This window comes from Lysinibacillus sp. EB271-A1-10B (assembly GCF_058791335.1).
Genome location: NZ_JBYTDL010000004.1, coordinates 129115 through 148696 on the forward strand (window position 1 = coordinate 129115; position 19582 = coordinate 148696).

14 protein-coding genes and 1 pseudogene are annotated in these 19582 nt (G+C 36.7%); 2 read left to right on the plus strand and 13 right to left on the minus strand.

What is annotated here, in order from left to right; genetic code table 11:
* Positions 1 to 6 precede the first annotated feature (6 nt).
* The 8 genes and pseudogenes from AC3WSK_RS07970 to AC3WSK_RS08005 form a co-directional block, all read right to left on the minus strand.
* Positions 7 to 765 carry an IclR family transcriptional regulator gene (locus tag AC3WSK_RS07970; RefSeq protein ID WP_492412129.1) on the minus strand — a complete coding sequence of 253 codons (759 nt, stop codon included), beginning with the start codon at positions 763 to 765 and terminating at the stop codon, positions 7 to 9.
* 641 nt (positions 766 to 1406) lie between these two features.
* Positions 1407 to 1727, minus strand: a pseudogene (locus tag AC3WSK_RS07975) (MFS transporter); the annotation flags it as partial.
* Positions 1728 to 1946: 219 nt separating this feature from the next.
* Positions 1947 to 3092 (minus strand): alanine dehydrogenase, encoded by a 1146-nt coding sequence (ald, locus tag AC3WSK_RS07980; RefSeq protein ID WP_079561707.1) that lies wholly within the window; start codon positions 3090 to 3092, stop codon positions 1947 to 1949.
* A 26-nt stretch (positions 3093 to 3118) separates the two neighbouring features.
* Positions 3119 to 4540 carry an aldehyde dehydrogenase family protein gene (locus AC3WSK_RS07985; RefSeq protein WP_079561708.1) on the minus strand — a complete coding sequence of 474 codons (1422 nt, stop codon included), beginning with the start codon at positions 4538 to 4540 and terminating at the stop codon, positions 3119 to 3121.
* Between the two features lie 22 nt (positions 4541 to 4562).
* Positions 4563 to 5873, minus strand: coding sequence for an aminotransferase family protein (locus AC3WSK_RS07990; RefSeq protein WP_492412126.1), 1311 nt, complete (start codon positions 5871 to 5873; stop codon positions 4563 to 4565).
* A gap of 343 nt (positions 5874 to 6216) precedes the next feature.
* A complete protein-coding gene (locus AC3WSK_RS07995; RefSeq protein WP_492412124.1) occupies positions 6217 to 7470 on the minus strand; it encodes an ArgE/DapE family deacylase in 1254 nt (417 codons plus the stop codon).
* Between the two features lie 77 nt (positions 7471 to 7547).
* Complete coding sequence (locus AC3WSK_RS08000; protein ID WP_079561711.1) at positions 7548 to 8936, minus strand: APC family permease; 1389 nt, start codon at positions 8934 to 8936, stop codon at positions 7548 to 7550.
* 54 nt (positions 8937 to 8990) lie between these two features.
* Entirely contained in the window at positions 8991 to 10262 is a 1272-nt protein-coding gene (locus AC3WSK_RS08005) for an APC family permease (protein ID WP_240518282.1), read from the minus strand.
* Between the two features lie 183 nt (positions 10263 to 10445).
* On the opposite strand from AC3WSK_RS08005, the gene AC3WSK_RS08010 reads away from it, so the two are divergent.
* The gene (locus AC3WSK_RS08010; RefSeq protein WP_492535006.1) at positions 10446 to 10580 is read left to right on the plus strand and encodes a hypothetical protein; all 135 of its coding nucleotides are present in this window, start codon (positions 10446 to 10448) and stop codon (positions 10578 to 10580) included.
* Between the two features lie 52 nt (positions 10581 to 10632).
* On the opposite strand, the gene AC3WSK_RS08015 is transcribed toward AC3WSK_RS08010, so the two are convergent.
* The 4 genes from AC3WSK_RS08015 to AC3WSK_RS08030 form a co-directional block, all read right to left on the minus strand.
* Positions 10633 to 12267, minus strand: a complete 1635-nt coding sequence (locus AC3WSK_RS08015; RefSeq protein WP_079561712.1) for an amidohydrolase — start codon at positions 12265 to 12267, stop codon at positions 10633 to 10635.
* Between the two features lie 157 nt (positions 12268 to 12424).
* Positions 12425 to 13081, minus strand: coding sequence for a GNAT family N-acetyltransferase (locus AC3WSK_RS08020; RefSeq protein ID WP_079561713.1), 657 nt, complete (start codon positions 13079 to 13081; stop codon positions 12425 to 12427).
* A gap of 167 nt (positions 13082 to 13248) precedes the next feature.
* On the minus strand, positions 13249 to 14670 hold the full coding sequence (locus tag AC3WSK_RS08025) for an NAD-dependent succinate-semialdehyde dehydrogenase (protein WP_079561714.1): 1422 nt from the start codon (positions 14668 to 14670) through the stop codon (positions 13249 to 13251).
* Between the two features lie 61 nt (positions 14671 to 14731).
* Positions 14732 to 16108, minus strand: a complete 1377-nt coding sequence (locus AC3WSK_RS08030) for an aminotransferase family protein (RefSeq protein WP_427483792.1) — start codon at positions 16106 to 16108, stop codon at positions 14732 to 14734.
* Between the two features lie 210 nt (positions 16109 to 16318).
* On the opposite strand from AC3WSK_RS08030, the gene AC3WSK_RS08035 reads away from it, so the two are divergent.
* Positions 16319 to 17230 carry a LysR family transcriptional regulator gene (locus AC3WSK_RS08035; protein ID WP_079561716.1) on the plus strand — a complete coding sequence of 304 codons (912 nt, stop codon included), beginning with the start codon at positions 16319 to 16321 and terminating at the stop codon, positions 17228 to 17230.
* Between the two features lie 792 nt (positions 17231 to 18022).
* On the opposite strand, the gene AC3WSK_RS08040 is transcribed toward AC3WSK_RS08035, so the two are convergent.
* Entirely contained in the window at positions 18023 to 19294 is a 1272-nt protein-coding gene (locus AC3WSK_RS08040) for an MFS transporter (protein WP_079561717.1), read from the minus strand.
* Positions 19295 to 19582: the final 288 nt, after the last annotated feature.

Consider the following 19582-nt stretch of genomic DNA (forward strand, 5'->3'; position numbering starts at 1 on the left):
CATTTTTTAAAGCTGTTCATACCCTAATTGTTTAGAAATTTGTGCGGTAGCCTTTTTAAGTTTATCGACGAAAATTTCAACGTTTTCCCCTTGATAATTGGTTTCTAGTCCCGCAATACTCATTGCCGCAACGACTTCCCCTTTATGATCGTAAATCGGTGCTGCAACAGCAGATGTATAATTTTCTAATTCTGAATGGCTGATTGTATAACCAAGTTCTCTAGCCTGCACAATCGTTTCAAAAAGCCTTTCCTTTCCCGTGATCGTCCCCATTGCAAATGATTTAAGTTCTACCGATTCGAGATATTCCTTTATGTCTGTATCCGGTAAAAAGGATAATACAGCACGAGGGCATGCTCCTGCATAAAGAGGACTTTTTCTACCAATAGCTGTGTAGAGTCGAACTTTTTGCTTCGTATCTATTTTCTCGATATAAACAGCATCGTCACCATCACGAACGATTAAATTTATCGCTTCTTTTACATCATTATGTAACTCATTCATAATTGGTTCTGCAATTTTCCGCACATCTAGGCGCATAGATACTAGATGTCCAAATTTAAGGAAGAGAACACCTAACCTATATTTTGAATCAGTTCCCTTCTCTAAAAATTTCATTTCCTCAAAAGATTTCAACATGCGGAAAGCAGAGGTTTTAGGAATTCCTGATAGCTCAATTACTTCTTGAAATGACAGTTCAGTATGATCGATAAATAAATTTAATATATCCATAGAACGAATAACCGTTTTATTATTATTTGTCAATTTAAGTTTTCTCCCCCTTCTATACTAGATTTAATCTAATCACAATTTTTCTTTTCTTAAATAATAATTATACCTAATATCTTACTGTTTTTATATACCCTGGCTCTTCATCAAAACGTGTGGTTGATTTCTTTGATAGAAAGAGCTTGTTTTTGATAAAAGCCCAAATAGTTTCGATAAAATGAGATTTTGTTTCGATAAAAGCTCAAATAGTTTCGATAAAGATCGATTTTGTTTCGATAAATCTTCAAAGTATTCCTATAAAACGAACGAAAGGAGCTTTAGTGATTCTATTTTGGGGCTCGACACGAAAACATTCACAAAGATTACCTTGATCATTTTGTTTTTCAATACTAAGAAAAGAGTTGTCTCTTGCGTCTGAGACAAACTCCTTTTTTGGCTCTTCCGACTGGGCGCTTTGTAGCTAACGCTACAGAAAACATTCGTTGTTGCTGTCGCTACGCTTTCGCACAGAGAAAGATTCCTGGGGGCGCCCAGCCGGAACGAAGAGCAAGTAATACAGGGCATATATTTTAAAAAATGTCATCCACAACTTTGGTGATAAGCCTCTACCCTATAAATCAGGTTGATAAAGGAATAAAAAACAAGAGCAAAAGAATGGTTGCTTTGCTTCATGCTCTTTACCCCTGTTTATTATTCTTATTAAAGCTCTGACGTTTTTCCTTAAATAAAATCACGCCAATCAAACCAACGATGGAGAAGATAACCGGCGTGATGAAACCATAGTAATATCCATCAAATAGATTTCCTGAAGTTGATTGAAAATGATCCAATATATAGCCAAAAATGATGGGTAGCAATACAGCACTTAGAAAGCCACCCGTATTCGCAATCCCTGAAACAATTCCTGATTCTTCAAGTTTAAAAGATTGACGTACAGCTGCAAAGGTTAATGCACTTGCCCCATATCCAAAGCAAATGATAAAGAAAATAATAATTAAAAAGCACCTCCTTTAATTGTTACGTCTATCGTACCGGAGGTGCCTGGTTGTTTATATTCGTTATTTGATTACGGTCTTACGCATAATCTAGCTCTTTCATGTGTTTTGAAAATTATCGAAATTTAAAAATAGAAAAGAAGGTGAAAGCTTGGTAGATTACGTACGTTCCCTACCAATTTTCACCTTCTGTTCATATCAAATAACATTATTTCTCTTATTCTATTTAACTGCTAACGCCGAAGTTGAATCTGCTGCTAATTCTACTTGTAGATCCGTATATGGTAATCCATGTGCATCAGCTACCGCTTTATATACTATTTTTCCATTTACTACGTTTATCCCCTTCGCTAAAACAGGATTATCTAAAGCAGCTTGGCGATAGCCTTTATTAGCTATTTGCAAACCGTATGGAACAGTTACATTTGACAAGCCCATTGTTGAGGTACGCGCGCAAGCACCTGGCATATTCGCAACTGCGTAATGCACAACCCCGTATACTTCATAAGTAGGATTACTATGAGTAGTAATTCGATCAATTGTTTCAATAGAACCCCCTTGATCTACCGCTACATCCACTACAACAGACCCCTTTTGCATCGTTTGAATCATTTCTTTTGAAACTAATTGTGGTGCACGTGAACCTGGAATTAGCACAGCACCAATTAACAAATCTGCTGTTTTCACTGCTTCAGCGATATTGTAGGTATTTGATGCAAGTGTACGAACACGTCCTTGGAACATATCATCTATTTGACTTAAGCGTGTAATATTAACGTCTAAAATTGTTACGTTTGCACCTAATCCTACTGCCATTTTCGCAGCATTCGTCCCGACAACTCCAGCACCTATAATCACTACATTTCCAGGTGCAACACCAGGTATACCACCTAAGAGAACCCCTTTTCCTCCTTTGGAATTTTCTAAAAACTGTGCACCAATTTGTACAGACATTCGGCCTGCAACTTCACTCATTGGCGTTAATAACGGTAAGGCACCTGAATCTAATTGAATTGTTTCATAAGCAATTCCAGTAACTTTACTTTCAAGCAAAGCTTTCGTTAATTCTGGCTCTGGAGCTAAATGTAGGTATGTGTAGAGAATTAGATTCTCTTTAAAATATTTGTACTCCTCCTGAATCGGCTCCTTCACTTTAATCACCATATCAACATCCCAAGCTTCCTTAGTCGATTTAGTAATTTGAGCGCCTACATCTAAATAATCTTGGTCTGTAAATCCACTACCTAGCCCTGCACTCGATTCAATTATTACTTCATGACCACCTTTTTTGTAAGCCACAACACCTGCTGGAGTAATTCCTACTCGATTTTCATTATTTTTTATTTCTTTAGGTACACCAATTATCATTATATTTCCTCCTACCTATTTTTTTATTAGTTTTGGTTTATAACTACAAGTTTCATTTCTGTCATTTCCTCAATTGCATACTTCAGCCCTTCTCTTCCCATACCACTTTCCTTTACGCCACCATATGGTAGATGATCTAAACGGAATGTAGGAATATCATTTATAATGACACCACCTACATGGAGTTTTTGCGTTGCCTGTAAAGCAACATGGATATTATTTGAATAAACACCAGCTTGCAAACCATATTTGGAGTCATTTACTTGTTCAAATGCCTCTTGAATAGATGAAAACTTCATAATAGATACGATTGGTGCGAATACCTCCTGACAGGAAACCTTCTGCTCCGGTTTTACATTTAATAGTACGGTAGGTTGTAAGATATTCCCTTCAGATTCTCCACCAGTTGCAATAATTGCCCCTTGCCCCTTTGCTTCTTCAATCCAACTTAATGTTCGTTTTACATCTTGTGGACTAATTAAGGCTGAAACATCCGTTGTAGGATCTAGGGGATCACCAAGTTTCAACTCTTTTGTAGCTGTTACAAATTTATCTACAAACAAATCATACATTTTTTCGTGAACATAGATTCGTTGAACTGAAATACATACCTGCCCTTGGAATGCAAATGCACCGGAAACGACACGTGGAATTAATTTATCAATATCAACATTTTCATCGATAATAACAGCCGCATTAGAACCCAATTCAAGCGTTACTTTCTTAAGACCTGCTTGATTGCGTATGCCAATACCTACAGCGGGGCTACCTGTAAAAGAAATCTTTTTCACGCGATTATCCGTGACTAATTTGTTACCAATTAAAGAACCTGCACCAGTAACGATATTTAACGCACCCTTCGGTAATCCTGCCTCTTCTAATAATTCACCAATAAAATAGGAAGTTAATGGTGTTTGACTTGCAGGTTTTAATACAACCGTGTTACCTGATGCTATTGCTGGCCCTACTTTATGAGCTACTAGATTCATTGGGAAATTAAAAGGTGTAATAGCTGCCACGATACCTAATGGTTCACGAACCGTATAGGCAATGCGCCCGTCTCCACCGGGGGCAGCATCCACAGGAATTGTTTCTCCGTGTATTCGCTTTGCTTCTTCAGCAGCAAATTTATACGTTTGAATTGTACGCTGAACTTCAGCTTTGGCGGTTGAAATAGGCTTGGCTGCTTCTAGTGCTATTAGCTCTGCTGCTTCTTCAGCACGTGCTTCTAATAAAGAAGCTAATTTTTCAAGAATAATCGCACGCTTATACAAAGGCATATTCGCCATCGTTTTACGTGCAGCATCGGCAGCTACTAAAGCTGCTTCTACTTCCTCGACATTTGCCTTCGGTATTTCTGCAATGACTTCGCTACTATATGGAGAGCATAATTCTGTATACTCTGCTGCTTCCACCCAATCCCCATTGATAAATAAATTTTTCCTCATTATAATTACCTCACCTTTCGTATTACAACTTATTTGCCAATACCTGATTCTCTACTTCTTGAATCGCCTTTTCTAGAATATCTAATAAATCTCTTAACTCCTTTTGGCTTATTGATAATGGTGGTGAAAATACAACAATATCTTGAGCATCTAGTACAACAGAGCGACATATTAATCCCAACTTTGCTGCCTCTGTCACTATTTGCGGAGCGAGGAGCCTTCCTTCATAAGAGATTTCTATACCTGCCATTAAACCTAAACCTCTTGCATCTACAATAAATTGATACTTCGCTTGTAATACTTTTAACCCTGCTAATAGCTCTTGACCACGAATTTCTGCATTTGCTACTAAATTATCTTTCTCTATAATTTCAATGTTTTTCAACCCAACTGCACAAGCCATTGGATGACCACTATAAGTGTATCCATGCAATATAGTTCCTTCTGATAACTCAGAAAATTCTTGGTGTATTTTCTCTGAGATCATTACACCACCTAATTGTGCATATCCACTAGTAACACCTTTTGCAAAGCACATCATATCCGGTACCACATTAAAATGTTCCATCGCAAAGAACTTACCCGTCCTACCAAATCCTGTGATAACTTCATCAGTTATCATCAAAATACCGTACTCATTGCAAATTTCACGAATTTCTTTGAAATAATTATCCGGTGCAACATGCACGCCCCCTGCACCTTGTACTGGCTCGGTGATGAAAGCAGCTATTGTTTCTGGACCTACAGTTTCAATCAAATCACGTAAAGCCTGTATGGAAAAATGATCTACGAATAGAAAATCCGGTGCATTCGAATTTGTAAAATCACGAAATCCTTTTAAACCCGTCGCACTTGTAGCACCGATTGCCACCCCGTGATAAGATCTCGATCTTGAGATAATTTTTTTTCGAGAAGTTTCCCCTTTTAATATCCAATAATGACGAGCCAATTTATAGGCGCTATCATTGGATTCGGAACCACCGGACGTAAAAAATGTAGTATTTAAATCACCAGGTGCTAATTCTGCTAACTTTTTTGCTAATAGAATAGCAGGCTCATTACTAAACGTTGCAAAACAAGAACTGAAGGCTAATTTATCCATTTGTTCTTTCGCTACTTCACCGAGTTCTGTTCTACCATGTCCGATATTCACATTCCAAAGTGAAGACATACCATCAATAACTTTTTTACCTGTAATATCATACAGATAAACACCTTTTCCTTCTGTAAAAATAAATCCCGGTCCATTTTCCGTCTTTACTGGTGAAGTAGGGTGTAGAAAATGCTTTTGGTCTAACACTTTAAGTTCTTCAACAGAATAATTTCTTTTCATAAAAATACATCCTCTCTTTTAAATGTTTTTAAACAATACACTCACAATTAATAAACAATAAGCTAGCCAACTACTAAAATGTGATTTACTTACATCTCGAAAATGAATTTATTTAATTTTCAATTAATTTTGAATACAGGAATTGTTTCGTCGATTTAATTGTTAAGAGAGATTTGTTTTATCAAATCATTTTCCACACTAATCCCGATTAAAAGTTTTTTTAGTGTAATTGCATTAACCCCCTTTTTCCATAACATTCCTAATCATTCAGCTACCCAAGTTAGAAGCATTACGAGAGATACTATATTAGTTTGAAATGGATATTCCCAAAAGTTAAAGATGATTAACTCTCGCTCCACTTAATAATATAATTTGCCAAAACATTAGCTACTTCTACTACGCTATCTAAATGAACACATTCATCTGGTCCATGCATATTTTCTCCAATTGGCCCAAAGCACAATCCTTGTTTTCCGTAATACTGAGTAAATCGTGCATCATTTCCTCCAGCTCTCCCAACCATTATTACTTTATGTCCCATAACATCTTCTGCATTTTCGATGAATAACTTTACAAAAGGGTTCTCAGGATCTTGGTACCATGGCTCCGTTGACCATCCAAACCACTCTATAACAGGTGGATTTTTATCCATCCACTCATCGCCTAAGACAGATTTCATAATCGTGTCTTGTACTAGTTGCTTAATTTCTTCGCGAGTTTCCCCTGGGATAAAACCAATTCTTCCTTCGAGGATCGCTTCCCCTGGAACTGTCGATACCCAGTCCCCAGCTTTTAGTACACCTAAGTTTAAGTGAACGGACTGTCCAGACCCCTTTTCAAATAAATCAAACTTAACATTTTTAGCACGCCATTCACTTAATTCATCCAGCGCACTAAGGATTTTCATCATTTTTGAAATAGCATTTATGCCTTCATGCGCTAAACCAGCATGCGCTGTTCTTCCCTTTACGTACACTCGGAAATACATAATCCCACCATGACTTATTGTCATATTCAAATTATGTGGCTCTGTCGAAATGTACCCATCTGTTACGAAGCCTTCCTCCAAACATGCTAAAGCTCCGCCTCCACCACCAGCTTCTTCTTCTATTACTGAATGTAGCTGAACATCTCCAGCAATTGGATAACCTAAATCAATTAATGTTTTCAATGCGAACCAATTTGAAATAAGTCCTGCTTTCATATCGGCAGAGCCTCGACCGTATAACTTGTTTCCAATAATATCTCCACTCCATGGGTCCATCGTCCAGTTTGAATATGGTTCTGGAGAAACAACATCTACATGCCCATGAATCGTTAATGACTTACCATTGGAGACACCTTTATGTATTCCAATAATATTTTTTCGGTCTTCAAACGGAATACCTGAATCAATAAACGCTTCATGAGCTGAAACCTTCTCATATTTTGGTTCAATCTCATGCAAAATCAAGTTAAGTTCTTCATATTTTTTTTTCATGTATACTTGCATCTCTTGTTCATTACCAACAACGCTTTTTATACGTACGACATCTTGAATTGTTTTAAATAATTCTTCTTTATTTTCTTCTATATACAGTCGAATTTTTTCTTTCAAAGCAATCACTCCTTTATTTACTTCTTGTGTCATTAAAAAGAGGAAGATTATCTAAGAGATTCTCATCCTCTAAATAGTTAATTCAAGACTTTAATCTTATCTTCATTAAAAATCTCTTTATCTAATGACTCCAAGTCATCAATAGAGTCCATGCTTCCAAGTTCTTTTTTAAAGAATCTTGTTATAAACAGCATGTAAATGATTCCGATTATAAGCCAAACGATTCCACCTATAAATGCATCAGCGTGTAAATGATACCAAAGAACTCCAGTAGCTAATGCTCCGAAAGAAGGCATAATTAAGTACTTAAAGGTTTCACTGCCTGATCTCCTTTTCTGACGAATATAGAAATGAACAATAACAGAAAGGTTAACGAATGTGAATGCAATTAATGCCCCAAAGTTAATGACTGAAGCAATTAATTCTAAATTTGGTCCTATTGCAAATAATGATACGATTCCCGTCAAAACAATCGTAAAAACAGGCGTTCTAAATTTAGGGTGTAAGTATCCGAAAGTTTTTTTAGGAAGTACACCATTTCTGCCCATAACAAACAGCAAACGAGATGCACTTGCGTGAGATGCAAGTCCTGAAGCTACAGTAGCAGCGAAAGCTCCTGCAATGAAAAGCAGTTGGAATAACTTCCCTCCTACATATAAACCAATTTCCGGCAATGTATCATCTACATTTTCGAACACAGAAACATCCGGGAATAATGCTTGTGTAAAATAAGAAGCAATAAAGAAAATACCCCCACCGATTAAAACAGTTAGAAGGATTGCTCTAGGAACTGTTGATGTATCCTTTGCTTCTTCCGTATACATTGTTATTGCGTCGAAACCGATAAACGAGAAAGCTACTACTGTTGCCCCAGTTAAAACTGCTATTAATTTCACATTTTCATGTGATAGTGGATGAATCGTGAATAAAGTACCATTTCCCATACCTTGATAAAGTTGTACAGAAGCAAGTATTATGAAGATACCTATTAAACAAATCGTGAAAACAACGAGTATAAAGTTTAAGCTGGATGTTGATTCCATACTATAAGCATTAATTGCAGTAACTACAATGACATAAGTAAATACCCAAATCCAAACAGGTACATTCGGAAACAGAGATTCCATATATATTCGAATAATTAATGCATTAACTAACGGTAATAATAAATAATCTAATAACGATGCCCATCCTACGAGGAATCCTAGGTGAGACCCCATTGTTTCCCGGGTGTATGTATATGCTGAACCAGCAGCCGGGAATACCTGTACCATCTTTCCATAACTAATCGCTGTCAATACCATCACTAACAAGGCGACTAAATACGCCATTGGTACTACACCATTTGTTAATTTTGATACAATTCCAAACGTATCAAAGACCACTGTAGGCGTCATATATCCTAATCCCAGTGCAACAATTGACCAAACACCTAATGACCTTTTGAGCGTAGTGTTATCTGTCATTCATCCATCCCCTTTACATATTTTTAGCTGCTTCATTAATGTTTTAAATTGCGACTAATTAATTTGATCTGTATTGAGCACTGGTGGTTTATGCTTAAGACCTTTTGTCATAAATAATAAATAAATAACACCAATTCCTAACCAAACACTACCAAGAGCAATCGAATAAACATCTAGGTTGAAAAGCAAACAAGTTGTAAGTACTGCTCCGATTAATGGAAAAATCAAATAGAAGATAATCCCCTTTAAGGAGCGTTCTTTTCGCTTACCGTAATATAAAAAAACAACGGATAGATTCACAGCAGTAAATGCAAGTAGGGCGCCAAAGTTAATGAAAGACGCGACAATGGTTAGACTTAAAAACAATGAAGATAATGATAAAAGACCAATTAATAAAATGTTGTTAACCGGGGTTCTCGTTCTTTTATTTAGTTTTCCAAAAAATTTTTCAGGTAATTGTCCATCTCTTCCCATTGCGTATAATACACGTGCGGCACTTGCTTGAGATGCGGACGCGGAACCAAATACAACCACTGCAGTTTTTGCTAGGAATGCTGCTTGTAGGGCATTCCCGCCTACTAGGAAAATAATTTCATAGGAAGCAGAATCAGCATCTTTAAAACTCGTATAATCTGGCCAAACATTATGTGCAAAATAAGATACGACTACAAAACATAATCCACCAATTATTGTTACTAAAGATATTGCACGCGGTATGTTTTTCTCCGGATTTTTTACTTCTTCTGAAAAAGTAGAAACTGCATCAAAACCGAGGAAAGAGAAACATAATAGTGCAGCACCAGCAACTATATACTTAAATGACTCCTCAGTATTAATAAAGGGATCAAGGTTAAATAAAATGCCAGTCCCGGTTCCAGTTACTATTGATTTAACTGATAAGATGCAAAAGACAATTAGAAATAATACCGATAAGCCTACTACAATCATGTTGATATTTGCGCTTAACTTTACACCTCTAACATTTACAAACGTCACAAGAACTACTAATGTAAGTATCCAAACATACTGTGGAACTTCAGGTATAGCAGCTGAGAAGAAAATACCAAATAGTAAAAAGTTAACCATTGGGATCAAGAGATAATCCATTAAAATTGCCCATCCCACTAAGAAACCAACATGAGAATTAATAGCTTTTTGCGCATAGGTATAGGCAGATCCCGCAATGGGGTACGCTTTTGCCATTTGACCATAACTATGAGCCGTAAACATCATCACAATTAATGCAATTACATACGATCCAGCGACCATACCATGAGATATTTTAGAGGCTATGCCGTATGTGCTAAACACTGTAGTTAAAGCCATAAAGGCCATCCCAGTAACAACAACAGACGTTAAAGAAAGCGATCTAGACAAATTAACTGGATGTTTTATTTTTTTCACTCCTCGAATAGTAATCAATTACGCCTTGGCGGAATTGCGTCCGGATTTTGAATTGTGCCACCACAATTCATTCCTTAAAAAAATCCGTGACATCCGCCGGAGGCTTTGGGCCAACAAGATGTTGGTCACTCAGTCGTTGCCACAGGACGTGGCGTTCTTAGACTGAGTTCCTCTATTTCAGTAGGTGTTTGGACACCCACTGAAAAGGTACCAAAATCGTATTCATCTCACCGCCTATAGAGGTGGGAGTTTTCTGCTGAATAAAGATAAAAAAATCTTCCCAGTAAAATGATCAATTAACTAAAATAGTAGGATAGTAGACTGATTCACTATAAACAACTTCACCATCCATAATTGTTAACAAAACTTTCGTTTGAAGAATTTCTTTATTTTCTACTTCAAAGAGGTTTTTATCTAGTACAATAATATCTGCTAATTTTCCAACTTCTAATGTACCCAAATCTTTTTCTCTGAATGTGCTGTATGCTGAGCCTTTTGTATACGCTTTCAACGCTTCTGCGAGTGTTATCTGCTCTTGACTATTCCACTCATAATCACCAGTAAAGTCTAGTCTCGTAATCGCATGAAAAATTTCTTTAAAAGGATCTAATGTTGCTATTGGATAGTCTGTACCAAGAGCAATATACTCGACTGCATCGTATAACGTTTTACATAAATACGTATAAGGGTCTTTCTCTTTACCGACACGCAAAGTATGACTTTCTTTTGGCATCAACGCTAGATGAGAAGGCTGTACAGATGGAACAACCCCCAATTCTTTAAATCTCTTAATATCTGTCGGATGAATCACTTCAATATGCTCTAGCGCATGTCGTGAATCTCTCACACCATTATCCATCCTTGCTGCTTCAAAAATATCTAGAGCAAGCCTAACTGCACCATCACCAATTGTATGGAAGCGAATTTGAAATCCTTCTTTGTCCGCTTTTGTCACCCAGTTTTTGATCGTTTCTACAGGAAAAGCAGTACTCCCTCGTGTTATAGGTTTGTCTAAGTAAGGATCTAACATGTATGCGGTATGTCCAGTTACAACGCCATCAATAAACTGCTTAAGTCCTGCAAGCTGTAATTTTTCGGAATTGTACTTTTCACGCAAGCTTATCGCTCTATCTATATCATCATTTAACTCAGGGTAAAGATGAATTCGAGTCGTAAGTTTTCCAGCTTCATCATATGCCTTATACATATCGAAACTATTTAACTTATCAAAACTACTTGCAAACAAATCATTTACTGATGTAATGCCTAATTGAGCTGATTTTTTTAAGAACTCTTCAAACAATTCTTCTTTCCGTTTATCCGGAAATGCGAGAGCAATATCCACAACTAAATTCATTGCTGTTTCAAGAAGAATTCCTGTGATTTCATTATTTTCATCTTTTTGAATCGTACCATTAGGAGGGTCTTCAGTTTCATTTGTAACCCTAGCATTTTCAAGTGCTAAACTATTAACCCACGAATAATGACCTTCAGCGTGGAAAAGAATAATCGGGCGATTAGGAACTACTTTGTCTAAAGAAAAACGTGTCGGCAGGCATTTCTCTGCCCAATTTGTATGATCCCATCCATAGCCTATAATCCACTCATCAGCATGCACGTTTTCCGAGAATTGCTTTACTAAACTAGCAACTTCTTCTTCCGAATGAGCATCCGATAAATTGATACTTGCATGCGAGAAAAGACTACCAAACATGAGATGAAGGTGCGCATCATGAAATCCTGGCATAATGAGTTGGTTGCCATAATGATATTCCTTCGTGTCTAAACCTATAAATGGTTTTATTTCCTCCATCGAACCTACCGCAATGATTTTGTTACCTTTAATCGCAATAGCAGCTGGCTTTGCTTCATTTTCTAAACCTGTAAATACTGCTTCACTCGAAATAACTTTATCAGCGATAACCATTTATAACTCCTCTCTTTACCTAAGATTTACTTCTAATGGAACTCTTACAACAATCTTTTGAAAGCGCTTACACAACTAAAGAAGTTAAATAATCTCAAAAAACAATGGGCATCCACTGTTCGCCTATTAAAATAGGCGAACATAACGGACAAAAGACTCATACTAATTTAAGCTTGTAAACTGGATTTTTCCATTCCAAAAGTGTTGCATATTCTAACGACTCAACATCCCCAGGTAAATAGCCTGGCATTACTTTATTTAATACGTATCCGTTTTTCATTTGGAATGTTAATACAGGATCATATATTTTCCCTTTCATTACCTCTAGTGCATACTCATCTGCACTCATCTGCTCAGCATATTTATAGTAAAAAGGTATACGACCACCTACTAAGATACTTTCTAAGTTAAGTTTCTCACATATTCTTTTTCGGCCATCATACAAATAACGCCCCAATTGTAACCCTCTAAAATCTTCGTGTACTCCAATTTCAATACCATATAGGTTTCTACCATTAGGGTTATGATTTCGAATAAATCCTAAATCACAGATTTGAAAATATGAGTGACTATCTCCGTAATCTTCAAAATTTACAATTAGACTTAAAGCGGTTCCTACAATTTTACCGTTATATTCTAGACAAATTTGACCTTCTGGAAACAACTCAATCTGACTTTCAAAATGCTCATATTTTAATGCCATATCAGGTCCAAAACACTTCATAGAAAGTGAGGCAACTTCAGCAAGATCCTCTTTTAAAATATTGCGGACAACTATTTCTTGTCCATTATTTTTTAAATTTACTTGAGACATAATAAATTCACCCTCTTATTTTATTGGAATTAAATTAAAGTTTATTACTTTATTAATTGTGTAGATTGTCTCCCATACATTCTTTAGAAACTATGTATGGGAGACATGGAGAATGTAGATAAGTCTACTACAATATAATTAGTTACCTAGATTAGTAACATTTTTTATTATTTTAAATAAATCGATACAAACTTCTTCTCCAAGTACTCCTCAAGTCCGTACCAACCGCCTTCTTTCCCCATTCCACTTTCCTTCATACCACCAAACGGAGCTTGTACAACCACTGGAGCTGGATCATTAATACCAACAATTCCGAACTCTAAAGCACGCATCATTCGTAAGCCTCGCCCAATGTCTCGCGTATAACAATAAGCTGCAAGACCATATTCAGGATGGTTTGCTCTTTCAACTACCTCTTCTTCCGTCTTAAATGTATAAATTGGTGCAACTGGTCCAAATGTTTCTTCTGTTGTAATCTTCATATTATCGCTTGCATATTGAATAACTGTGGGCTCAAAGAAGTAACCGCTACCATTATTTAATGTAAATACATTACCACCTGCAATTACTTTACCATCATGTTTCACAGCGTCTTCTACTTGACTTTTCACTTTTTCAAGAGCCACTTTATTAATTACTGGACCGACATTTACGCCATCTTCTAATCCATTTCCTACAACTAATTTAGATACCTTTTCAGCTAACTTTCCCGAGAATTCATCAGCTATAGTTTCTGCTACGTAAATCCGGTTGGTGCTGATGCAAGTTTGACCTGAGTTAATAAACTTAGACACTAAGATACCATTAACTGCTGCGTCAATATCAGCATCCTCAAACACAATATACGGTGCGTGTCCACCAAGCTCCATTGATATTTTCTTCACTGTATCAGACGAATCACGGATAAGTTTTTTCCCCACACGCGTCGAGCCAGTAAATGTGATTTTACGAACGTCTGGGTTACTCGTCATCTCGTTTCCAATTTCTTCAGCTGGGCCAATTACCAGGTTTGCAACTCCAGCAGGTAGTCCAACTTCATGAAAGCATTCGAATACTTTTATCGCCGAAAGAGGAGTTAAGTCAGCCGGTTTTAAAACAATCGTACAACCTGCAGCAAGTGCAGGTGCAATTTTTCTTGTAATCATCGATAACGGGAAATTCCATGGTGTAATAGCTGCACATACCCCAACAGGTTCGCGAATGACCATTAAGTGTTTATCAGCTGCAGATGCAGGAATTGTTTCCCCATAAATTCTCTTAGCTTCCTCTGCATACCATTCTAGATAGCCGATCGCACCTGCTACTTCACGAGTAGCATCTGGTAAAGGCTTACCATTTTCAAGTGTAATTGTTTCAGCTAATTCTTTTGTTTTTTCTTTCATCAATTGAACCACTTGAAACAGGTAGTTGCTGCGCTCATTTCCAGTTGTCTTACCCCAGAATTCAAATGCTCTCTTCGCACTTTCGATTGCTTCTGTAGTTTCAGTTTTACCACCTGTAGCAACAGTTCTTATTATTTCTCCTGTCGCAGGATTTGTTACATCTAATTTATTTCCTGTATCTCGCCATTCACCATTTATATAAAGCACTAGAGAACCTCCCCTTTTTTAACTATAACCACCACTACTCAACTTACTTTATAGGAATAGTTTAGTTGCGTGTATTTTTAAAAGCAGTAATCGAATCGTCTATAATTTGAATCATTTTTTCAATTTCTTCTTTGTTAATAATAAGCGGTGGTGCAATTGCCACAATTTGGTTATACGCTCCGAGCGCTCTTACTATTAATTGGCGATTGAAACATGCGTCAACTACCGCATTTGCTGGGAAAACAGTTGGATCAAACAATTTTCCACTTGTTGGATCTTCATAAAGTTCAAATGCAGCCAACAGACCAATTACTCTGCAATTTGTTACAATACTATGTTTTTCAGCTAAGTAATCTAAACCTTTTTTAAGTTCTTTCTCCATTTCGTTTACGTGGTCAATAATATTATCACGCTCTAGTATTTCAATGTTTTTCAGTCCAATTGCACAAGCAGTCGGATGGCCACTATATGTGAAACCATGTGGGATAACAGCATCGAAGTTAGCAATTGTTTCTCTAATTTCATCATTCATCATGACCCCGCCAAGTTGCGAATAACCACTCGTAATTCCTTTTGCAATTGACATCATATCAGGGACAACATTCCAGTTGTTTACACCAAACATTTTCCCCGTACGACCAAATCCACAAATAACTTCATCTGCCATGAAAAGGATATTGTGCTCGTCACAGATTTTACGAACTGCTTCTAAGTAACCTTCTGGTGGAATATTAACTCCGCCCGCACCTTGCACAGGTTCAATAATAATTCCGGCAATCGTCTCCGCACCTTCTCTTTCAATTGTTCCACGGATAGATTCTGCATAGTTTGGATCACTTTTATCACCTAACTCGCTGTTTAATAGGTGGGCTGTTGCACGAACAACTCCGTCTATATTTGATGATGCGAACTTGTGGTATGCTGCAAGACCAGTAGCTGTTTGCGCTCCTATCGTTACACCGTGATAAGCATTCGTTAGCGCAATAATCTTTCTTTTTTCTGATTTCCCTTTAAGCTCCCAGTAGAAACGAGCTAATTTAATTGCTGTATCATTTGATTCTGACCCACCAGAAGTGTAGAATACACTATTTAAATCTCCTGGTGCTAACTCAGCTAATTTTTCAGCAAGTAGAATGGATGGTTCATTTGAGAATCCTTTAAATGATGATGCATACGCGAGGGTAGATAATTGACTATTACCAGCATCTGCAAGTTCTTGATTCCCATGTCCTAAGTTCACGTTCCAAAGCATTGACATCCCGTCGATGTATTCCACATCATCCGTACTTGTAACTGTAACGCCTTTACCTTTAACAAAGATGATAGGCGGTCCATTGTCAATTAAAGCCTTCGGATTTGTAGCTGGATGTAGAAAGTGCTTTTTGTCCAGTTTAGCTAACTCTACAGTTTTTGATTGTTGAGTAATTTTAGTTGTCATTGATAAAACCTCCATTTATAAATTAATAATTTGCGATTGGATGGACACACTCTGGTATCAACTAACTTAAAACTAAAATACAGTTTAAAACCAATTTTTGAACTATTCTTAATTATGGAAATATTATATCTTTACATTTTTATAATGTAAATTATAATATTTATATGACTTCCATATATTTTATGAATACTAAAAGGAGGAGTTATCACAATGAACCTTCATCGTTTACATTGTTTTATTACAGTAGTTGAGGAAGGTAGCATTACAAAAGCTGCTACTGCACTGCAAATGACTCAACCCCCCTTAAGTATTTTAATTAGAAAATTTGAACAAGAATTAAATGTCACTTTGTTTAATCGTTTAGGTAGATCTCTTGAATTAACACCAAGTGGAGTATTTTTATATGAAAAAGGAAAAGAATTACTTGATTTATCTGAGAATACGGAGAAGCAATTAGTCGAGTTTCATGAAGGAATTAGAGGTACTGTGAAATTGGGTTGTACTACTTCAGCAAATCTATTTATTTTGCCAAATGTCTTAAAAAAAATTCAAAAGGAAACTCCTAACATAGTTACACATGTTCGCGAGGGTAATACATCATATATTTTAGAAGAACTAAGAAGTCATAAAATAGATATTGGAATTGTCCGAACTTCAGTGAGAGCGGAAGACATCCATACTTCAACACTACTAACAGAACCTTTACTTTTAGCTCTTCCCCCCAACCATCATCTATGTGAAAAAGATTCTATTGATATTGCAGACTTGAAAAACGAGCGATTTCTTTTAAATACAACATCTTATGGATCAGGTGTTGCTGATGATGTGATCGAGGCATGCCAAAAAAGTGGATTTACGCCTAATGTCGTTTACTGGGGGACAGAAACATTACCAACACTTATGATGGTAATGAAAGGCGCAGGAGTTTGTTTTGTACCTAGCTGTTTCAAGCTACTTAATTCTCCTGATTTACCGGTACTTAGACCACTAGCAAATCCAGTGTTACAAACAAAACTTAATATAATTACACTTAAGGATCGTTACATGACATCAATTTCCAAACGATTTCTTGCGATTACCGAAGAGGTTGCAGAGAAAATGACAAGCATTTTTAATGATTAATCTGACTACTCCCACAGCTAAAGCAGTGGGGGTTCTTATATACTTAAGAGAATCCTTACAAAGCTCTCCATAGATGGTGTTGCCATGCCCTGTGTACAACATCTTTGATTTATTTTCTGTTCTATAAGACTTTCTTATTTACACAACCGATGTTGTGTTAGCAATAAGTTTTAACGAAGGCAGGTAGCTCTATCTACGGAGGAATACTCCTCACTTGATTTGTTTGATATCCATGATAAGAGATTGCGTCCGGAATCGACCGAATGCTTTAACTTCTTTCAGTTGGTATTTGAACATCCGCTGAAAAGTAGTTTAAATCTGCACTCATCTCACCACTTAAAGAGGTAGGAGACTTATATAGCTGACGCTTTGCTTTCACTACAATAAACATTTGCTGAAAGAAGTTAAACTCCTATTTCATAAACTACATTCCTCTACTATTCTATCGATGTACCACCATCAAGGAAATTCTAGGGTGAATAGACAAAAAAACGAGGTGCTCAGTGTTCGGATTAGGATTTTTATATGCCCATTGTGCCTAATGTTTTGTACATGGCGGATCAGGTCATTATGTGTTACTTAATAGGTATGGCCAGACCAATACATGGAACATGGAGCCCAGAAAGAAAAAAAGCACCTCCACATACAATCCATTAGTACAGAACTTCGACTGACCGAGTACTGTAAAATTGAATCATAAGCGAAAGTGCTTATTTCTCTAAGTATAACGTTATACGTCCCAATTAAAACATCAGCATTTCCTTCACCATGGTTGCTTTGCTTCCATGCTCTTTACCCCTGCTTGTTATTTTTATTTACGTTCTGGCGTTTTTCCTTAAATAAAATCACTCCACTCAAACCAACGATGGAGAAGATAACCGGCGTGATGAAACCATAGGAATAGCCATCCAATAGATTTCCTGAAGTTGATTGAAAATGATCCAATATATATCCAAAAATGATGGGTAGCAATACAGCACTTAGAAAGCCGCCCGTATTCGCAATCCCTGAAACAATTCCTGATTCCTCCAGTTTAAAAGATTGACGTACAGCTGCAAAAGTTAATGCACTTGCCCCATATCCAAAGCCAATGCTAAAGAAAATAATAATTAGAAAGAAAAAGGAAGGATGCCCATTACATAAAAGGAAAGATAACCACCCTAATAAAACAACAATATGAACGATAATATACGGTTTTTTAATTGTTTCTAACCGACTTGAAATCCAACTAGCTAGAGGTGCCCCAATAAGAGCCCCAATAAGACCGATCATAATCAGCTGGCTCGCATCTGAACGAGTCATTTCATATATATTCATCCCATATGGTACTGCCCACGAACTGATAAATCCTACATAACCGCCGACTACCCCAAAATGGCAAAAGAATAGAGCCCACGCTTGCGGATTTGAAAATATTCTTCGCAGTAAAACTGACGTTTTTTCACGTTGCACTTCTGCTGTAGCTACTTCTTGCTCATCTCCAAAAACTTGTTTTGTTTTTTTTACAAGTACAAAATAAAGGAGAATGCCACATAAACATAATAGTAGTCCTACTGAGAAAAATGTTACCCTCCAACCAAATAAAAGTATCCATGTAGAAAAAGGTACTGTCGCCAATAAGAAACCAAGACTTCCTGTCATACCCGCCAGGCCAATTAATCGAACAAATTCCTTTGTATGAAACCATTGAGCCAAAATTAGCACCATGTTCACCCATATGGTCGCATCCCCTACCCCAGTTAGTATTCTGGCAAAAAACAGGACAAATTCATGTGTACCCATACTATAAATAATCGTCCCTAAACCTGTAAGGGTAGCACCAATAATTAGAAAAAAATTCGGCCCAAATCGATCAGCTAAAATCCCCATCGGAATTTGCAAACTCGTGTAGACAAAAAATTGTATACTCGTCAATAACCCAATCGTTGATGCTGTTACATTAAAATCATGCATCAATTGGTCTGTAATCAGTCCTGGGGCGGTGCGTTGACTCGCCATTAACAAATAAGTAAATAATACAGAAACAAATACAACCCATCTATATCTGCTATTTTGTTTGTCCAATGATTTCTACCCCTATTAGCTTTTACTCTATATATATATGAATTATAGGTAACGTTAAAAACCTGTTTTCTAAAGTAGTTTTATGATTCGAGTTTGGTTGAAAGTGAAGTTCTCAATGTTATAAGGCTTAAATTCTTTTTGAGTTTCAACATGTCTCCCTACACTTTTATGAACATACTTTTTTGGAGCTACAATGCGTTTTTTACTTAAACAAACAATCCATAAACCCTACTACTTTTTCTAAATCAATTAGAGCAGGTGCTTCTTCTTCAATTGTTTTATGAAAAT